This window comes from Alteromonas sp. 14N.309.X.WAT.G.H12 (genome assembly GCF_036697315.1).
GTDB lineage: Bacteria > Pseudomonadota > Gammaproteobacteria > Enterobacterales > Alteromonadaceae > Alteromonas.
In genome coordinates this window covers 5938-13142 of record NZ_JBAHZB010000017.1, presented here as the reverse complement: position 1 = coordinate 13142, position 7205 = coordinate 5938, and the positions used below count along the sequence as shown (strand labels likewise).

Genomic DNA, 7205 nt, shown 5'->3' with positions numbered 1-7205 from the left:
TCCTTGTCGGATGTGGTACCCGAAGTTGAACGTTACATGGCATGGCCCGGTCAGGCGCTAGGTTATAAGTTGGGAATGTTGACCTTTGTGGAATTAGAGCATAAGGCAAGAACAACCTTAGGGGACAAATTTGATATTCGGGCTTTCCATGATCAAATATTGTTACCGGGTGCTCGCCCCATGAGTATGGTCAAAGAAGAGGTGAATCAGTGGATTGCTGAACAGGCTGCGGCATTATAACTCTTGTGATACGCCTGCTTTAGCGTGGTTTACCATGTTTATGAGTATGAAAATACCGTTCATTTTTGCCTGAACGGTATTTTTTTTGTGTCCAGAAACATCAACTGTGTCAGTTCGACAAACGTAAATTGAATAAAAACTAAACGTTTTTTGCGAGGGATATTTAATTATTTGCTTTTTTTAAAAACTGAAAACACCGTGCTAGGCCATGTAAATAGGCCGGTTTAGAATGTTCTACATCATTGCATAGGACTCTTTGATGAGCACAATGGGTATAATTACTCAACGCAAGGTATAGGTCCATCCATACTCTCGATGTGGGGCTGGCAGTAAAATAGAGCTGTCATAAAGTCAAAGAGAATATACGGTGAAATTAGTAGACAATACCTCACAAAATACGGGTTCCGTAGTCACGCCTGAAATCGACAATACATTGCACGAAAAGCTTGCGGTGAACGACGTTTCTGGTTCGTCCCCCCACGACACGGTGCAACGCAGCGCGCCGCTTCCTGAGCATGAGCAAAAGCCTCAACTTTTTGTTGAACATACCCCGTTAGAAACTGAGCAACTGTGGACTAAACGGCTTGGAATGTTGCTTGCCGCAGAAAATAAGTTTGCAAAAGTTATGCGTTTACGTAAATCCACTTCTATAGTTTTGGTAGCGAGTGTAGGGATCAGTCTTTTTTCGCTTTATCGAGATCCTACCATGTCTCCGGTTATCTTTTGGGGGTTATTGGCCTTTGCTGCACTTGCGCTCATGGTATATCCAGCTAGCGTCATTGCTACCCGAAGTAGCCGAAAGCATCGGAATGATATCTCTCGAATGTTTTATCGAAGCAATCATGAAATTGAAACATCGGGAGGCAAATTGACGTTAATTAATAGAGCAAACTATGCAAACGTAACTCACATTAATATATGGGATGATAAATTTGGATGAATCGCAGGCTACTCGAGCCCAATATACAAGTTTGTATTTGTCTGTTCTTATCCTTGCCTCCTTGTGTTTAGGTTTTCTGCTTCTGGCGCCAGTGGATGCATTGGCTCAGCTAATCGCCTCATTTATTGTCCTCATCGTTATTTCTTTATGTACCAAAGAAGCCCGCCATACACAGCGATACCAATTCTATTTTAGAACCATCGCCTTAGTCCTCGCCATAGCCCTTACCGCTCGGTATCTATTGTGGCGTGGTATATACACCCTCTCATATGCCGATGTGCTTTCCTGTATTGTGGTTTGGTTATTGTTTATCGCAGAAATCTATGCCGGTGTAACGTCTGTTTTAGGTGCAATTGTTAACGCGTATCCACTTACTCGGCCTTTGCAAACCCTCAAAGAGGTCGATCCTGCTACCTTACCTAGCGTTGATGTGATGATCCCCTCCTATAACGAAGATGCAGCCATTTTGGAAGTCACTATTCGCGCCGCTAAAATGCTCGAATATCCCAAGGATAAGCTGCATATTCATCTGCTTGATGATGGCGGCACCGATGAAAAAATCAATGCAGAAAACCCCGTTAAATCGGCCGCGGCGAAAGCACGGCGACATGATATGCAGGCCTTGTGTCAGCGTCTGGGCATTCACTATCACACCCGTGAAAAAAATGAATTTGCCAAAGCCGGTAACGTAAATAGTGCAATACAAAATACCCATGGTGATCTTATTGCGATTTTAGATGCCGATCATGTCCCGACCACGGATTTTCTCGATAGAACTGTGCCCTGGATGTTGAAAAACAAAAAGGTATTTCTGGTACAAACCCCCCATTTTATGGCCAACCCTGATCCCGTTGAACGAAATTATTTTACTGCCTTTTCCTGTATGCCGTCTGAAAATGACATGTTTTACGGCACCATCCAAAAAGGTTTGGATTATTGGGGCAGTTCCTTCTTTTGTGGTTCCGCTGCGTTATTGCGTCGTGAGCATCTTGATCTGGTTGGCGGTATCTCCGGTGAATCCATTACTGAGGATGCAGAAACCGCCTTGGATCTGCATAAAATGGGGTATGAATCTGTGTATGTGGATCGGCCCATGGTATCAGGTCTGGCACCGGAAACCTTCGACGCCTTTATACAGCAACGGATGCGTTGGGCGCAGGGCATGACACAAATTCTCCTATTGAAAAAGCCGTATAAAACCCAAGGCCTTAAGTGGTATCAGCGGGTGGGCTACATGAGTTCAATCATGTTTTGGCTATTTCCTTTTGCCCGCGTGATTTTCATCCTTATGCCTTTAGCATACCTGGTATTTGGCTTACAGGTTTATCAGGCTTCGTTATTGGAAGTCATCGCCTTTACCATTCCTCATGTTGTGGGGGCTTACATGGTCTCTACCATGCTCTTTGGCCGCACTCGTTGGCCGCTGGTTTCTGAACTGTACGAACTATTGCAATGCATGTTTTTGTTACATGCCTTGGTGAAGGTTTTGATAAAACCGCGAGCGCCGTCTTTTGTGGTCACCCCTAAAGGAGAGAGTTTAGACAAAACCTATGTGTCGCCCCTCTCCAGTGTCTTTTACTGGCTGCTATCCTTGTTAGTTATTGCCTTTTTTGCCGGTGTTTACAAGCTAGTGACAGAGCCTTTGTTGTGGGAACTCACCGTGGTGGTGATGTTGTGGAATGGCTTTAACCTGCTACTTTTATTATCTGTTCTAAGCGTATTGTTAGAGCGTAAACAAGTGCGTAAGCAGGCCCGATTACCGGCCACCAACAGTGTTGTTTTACACATGGAAAACGAGCAAGGCTGGGTCGGCCACTTAATGGATCTATCCCTAGGTGGTGCAATGTTGCGCTTGAAAGGCGAGGGGACAACAGTCTCTGAGCACGCGGTGTTAAGATCATGGTCCCATGCGTTGAATCGCTATGTGAACCTTCCTGTCATTGTATTGGACTTCGATAAAAAACAAAACACCTTGCGGGTACGTTTTGTTCCCGAAACAGAAGAGCAAAAAAACGAACTGGTGGCATTTACCCTTTGTGATAGCCGCAGGTGGTTGTCGTTTCAACGCCGGCGTATGCGAGAAGTTTCATATTGGTTCGGCGCAAAGCACGTACTGGGGGTTGGACTTAAACCCGTTTATTTACACACGCTCGTATTGGTGGGCAGACTCGCCCGTAAATCTGGCTTAATGGCTTCACCGGTAAAGGATAAACAATGAAGAACAATTGGCTTACGTTTTTTATGCTGCTTGGCATATCACTAACAGCCCATGGGCAATCCCACGTCTATAAACTGTCTGATTTTGTTGCTGGCGATAGTATTGTGCGTTTGACGGGGTCGTCGGCATCGCTTGAGGTAGCCATTCCTTTGTCATCAGTGGCTGAAATTGAACGTGCCATTGTACAGCTGGACGTCACCAGCTCTCAGGCATTACTTAAAGACCGATCTCAGCTATTCGTGCGCTTTAACAACGCCACCATTGGCCAGATTGCCTTTGATCCAACGCGTCCTGCGCTGACCTCCGAGGTTATGATCCCCAAATCATTATGGCGTAAGGGCTTCAATACCCTAAGTTTGTCGGTCAGTCAGCACTATGCGAATCAGTGTGAAGATGGCGGGGCCTCGGAGTTGTGGAGCGAAATCAATCTCTACAATTCTACCCTTACCGTGGAAAATACTGTCAACGATAATCGTTTTACCCTGAACGAATTAAGTGGCTTTTTCAATCCGGGGATCGGCGGGCAGCGCGATGTGCAGCTTTATACCGCCAGTGAACCGAATCCATCGGTGATAGAACACACCTTGCCGTTAATTGCGCAGGCATTAGCACTGAGAAACCAATACCAGCCCTTGGTGGTGAAACATGCCGTGTTTGCCGATAACGGCGGGTTACCCACTTTAGAAGATGACGCCCAAGACACGTGGAGCGAAGAAACGCTGAACCGTTACCGGCGCTCGGCTTGGTATCTTGATGCAGACAGTCGTGACCGTGTTCATGTGCTGGTGGGGACAGCCCAAGCATTAACGCCGGTACTGACTGAGGATGAGAAAAAGCAAATAGACGGGCCTTTTTTAAAAGCCCAGCGTACCCCAGCTTTTGTCATAGGGGATGAGGTGATTGTACCGGCAAGTTATCGTTTAATCGTTAGCGGCACAAGCGATGACCAAGTGCAAGACGCGGCGACGATATTGTCGGTCATGGATGATGCGATTAATGTGACTTCCCAGGTAAAAATAGTGTCACATACGAATACTACTGCCTCAAGCTTGCAGCGCAATCGTATACTTATGCCTGACAACCATTATACCTTTGAAGATATGGGGGTCAGTAGTGCTGTTTTTCGCGGTAAGGGCAGTTTTAATAAGCGGGTATCATTTCGCTTACCGGCGGATTTCTATGTCATCGAAAATGCCAGCGTCGATTTGCTGTTGGATTTTGGTTATGGCGCCAGTATTGGGCCGGGCTCGGTGATGAATGTCACCGTTAACGGCGAGTTTGTACATGGATTGGCGCTGGATAACACACATGGGCAGGTATTTCGCAATTATAAGCTGCGTATCCCGGCACGTACCTTTAAAGGCGGCGTTAATATCATTGATCTTGATGTCGTATTAAATGCGCCCCTTGCGGGCGTTCCTTGCAGCATTGTTGCAAGCAATCATCTTGCATTTCAGTTAAATAATTCCTCCGCCATCATACTGCCTGATGCAGGTCACGTGTCAGTGCAGCCGGACCTGTCTTTGTTTTCCCAAACCGCTTATCCCTTCGCGCGCTTTGCTTCGGCGCCGCATACTATCGTCGCGGTGCCCTCCCATGCATTTTTCGACAGTGCATTAACATTAATTGGAAAGCTGGCACAGGTTGCCCAGACGCCGCTGTTGAATATCCGGGTTTCCGTTGGTACTCAGGTGAGTGAAGAGGGCTCTACTATTGTCTTGGGTACACCGGATTCCTTGAGTGAACTAGAACAAACTCAGTTTAGTACTGCCATCGCGTCCACCCAGAAATGGTCTTACCGATTACAAAACACGCTGTATAACCACATTCGTACCATGACAAACGACAAGTCGTTTAGAGGCATGGAGGTTGATGGCTATACGGTGCAAGAAAGTGAGTTAGGTGAGCAGGGGATTTTACTTGCCCAGGCCCACCCCCTTTCCTCAGAAAAGGACACGTTATTTATTCTCGCTGCGCAAACCCCGGATGTGTTAAATGAACGAGTCAAAGATCTCATCAGCTTGTCGTTATGGGGGCAACTGGCCGGCGATTTCTTCGCTTGGAAAGACAACTTAGCACCAACGTTAGCAATGCAGGTTTCGTCAAAATATGAGGTAGGTGAAACCGAGGACAGGTGGCTGTATTTACGCTTATGGTTCTCCAATCATCCTTGGTATTGGCTGATAGGTTTTATTGTGGCCGTGTTAGCCATTAGTACGGTGCTTTACTTCCTGTTGAAACGTCGCAATAAAGAGATTCAAAAGTCATGGTAATGAACGTTGTTAAGTGGCTGGCATTGGTACTGATCATGTTGCTCAGCGCCTGCAGTAAATCACAGAATAGTGAATTTGCCACAGCATTTATCACTTACAAAGCCCTCTTTATTGATCACGGGCGGGTGGTGGATAGTGGCAATGAGAATGTCTCCCACAGTGAGGGACAAGGATATGGCATGTTGTTTTCCGTGGCGGCAGACGACAAGGCCACCTTTGATAACCTTTGGACCTGGACCAAATCCACGCTACAAAAGGAAAGTGGACTTTTTAGTTGGCGCTATCGTCCTTGTCCATCCCAAGACAGAACATGTATTGATGATGTCAACAATGCCTCCGATGGCGAGCTACTCATTGCCTGGGCCTTACTTCGTGGTGCTAAAAAGTGGCACCAGACAAGTTATCAAGACGAAGCGAGAATTATCATTCAGGCGGTGGAAAAAAGGCTACTTGTTGCGGATGAAAACCATACGTTTTTGCTGCCGGGGGAGTATGGATTTAATGATGGAAGCTCGGAAAATAGCCTTGATAACCTGCAACTTAATTTATCTTATTGGGTCTTTCCCGCGCTGTTGGAGATGGCAAGGTATTCCCAACACCCCGAACGTTGGCAATCCCTTTTTGATAGTGGTGTGGTACTGATGGCAAAAGCACAATTTACCGCACACCGTTTGCCGCCAGATTGGCTGAGGTATCAGCAGTCAGAAGTCACCCTTAATAAGGTCATTTTACCGGTTTATGGTTTTAATGCCGTTCGTATACCGCTTCACATAGTTTGGGCGGGGGAAGCGATTTCGCAAACTGAGCGCCGTCAATTACTGGCGCCGTTTCGTTTGTGGTGGGAGCAAGCCGATACCCCAGCAACCTTAAATCTTATTACCGAAGAAAGGGCAACATACCCTATGACCGCCGGAATGCGAGCGGTGACGGAGGCGGTAAGGTGTTTAACCGAAGAGCACGTTCCGACCTGGCCTAAGATGGACAGAAACATGGATTACTATTCAGCAAGTTTGACCATGCTTTCCATGTTAGCGGTGGCAGATAGAAAATCATGAGTATCAAAATGAATCAAGTCTACCTAAGGGGGCTTACGCTAGCAGTAGGCGCCTTGGTAGGTGTGGCATTTGCTCAAACAACAACCTACAAAGAAAAGGATTCCACTGTGATTGCGCCTGAACAAAGGGCGCCGGATCTCACCGGTTTGTGGTATCACATCAATGAGCGACATATCGCGCTGGCCAACAGTGAATTTCAACGTTTGCAAGGGGCCTATCCGAACTGGCAGGTACCGGCGGATGTACAAATGGAGCTGGACAGAATTAATGGCCGTTTAGCTGATCAAAGCACCATCACGCCAGCACTTGAAACACCCGTATTCACAGCCAAAGAAGAAGCGTTAAACACCGACCAAGGGGCGAGCCCTGAACAAGTGCTGTTAGAACAATTTGCACAACTTAGCCCCCAAGAAAAGAAAGCGATGGATAATGACGCCTTTGCAACTTTAATTGGGGTTGGCCAATTAAAGTTGCAAAGG

General features: G+C 46.7%; 5 protein-coding genes and 1 pseudogene. All 6 read left to right on the top strand.

Annotated elements, in window-relative coordinates; genetic code table 11:
* On the top strand, positions 1–240 hold a 240-nt coding region (locus V5298_RS07530), incomplete at its 5' end, for a DUF885 family protein (RefSeq protein WP_332930847.1).
* 367 nt (positions 241–607) lie between these two features.
* On the top strand, positions 608–1180 hold the full coding sequence (locus V5298_RS07525; protein WP_332930846.1) for a hypothetical protein: 573 nt from the start codon (positions 608–610) through the stop codon (positions 1178–1180).
* Positions 1173–3398 carry a UDP-forming cellulose synthase catalytic subunit gene (gene bcsA / locus V5298_RS07520; protein WP_332930845.1) on the top strand — a complete coding sequence of 742 codons (2226 nt, stop codon included), beginning with the start codon at positions 1173–1175 and terminating at the stop codon, positions 3396–3398. The genes V5298_RS07525 and bcsA overlap by 8 nt, the downstream gene beginning before the upstream one ends.
* On the top strand, positions 3395–5671 hold the full coding sequence (locus V5298_RS07515; RefSeq protein WP_332930844.1) for a cellulose biosynthesis cyclic di-GMP-binding regulatory protein BcsB: 2277 nt from the start codon (positions 3395–3397) through the stop codon (positions 5669–5671). The genes bcsA and V5298_RS07515 overlap by 4 nt, the downstream gene beginning before the upstream one ends.
* Complete coding sequence (locus V5298_RS07510; RefSeq protein ID WP_332930843.1) at positions 5665–6726, top strand: glycosyl hydrolase family 8; 1062 nt, start codon at positions 5665–5667, stop codon at positions 6724–6726. Before V5298_RS07515 ends, V5298_RS07510 begins: the two co-directional genes overlap by 7 nt.
* An 8-nt stretch (positions 6727–6734) precedes the next feature.
* Positions 6735–7205 (top strand): annotated as a pseudogene (locus V5298_RS07505) (hypothetical protein); the annotation flags it as partial.

What these genes read in the sequence shown, in the direction of transcription:
- V5298_RS07515 (WP_332930844.1), top strand. Translation starts at nt 3,395, where the DNA reads ATGAAGAACAATTGGCTTACGTTTTTTATGCTGCTTGGCATATCACTA.
- V5298_RS07510 (WP_332930843.1), top strand. Translation starts at nt 5,665, where the DNA reads ATGGTAATGAACGTTGTTAAGTGGCTGGCATTGGTACTGATCATGTTG.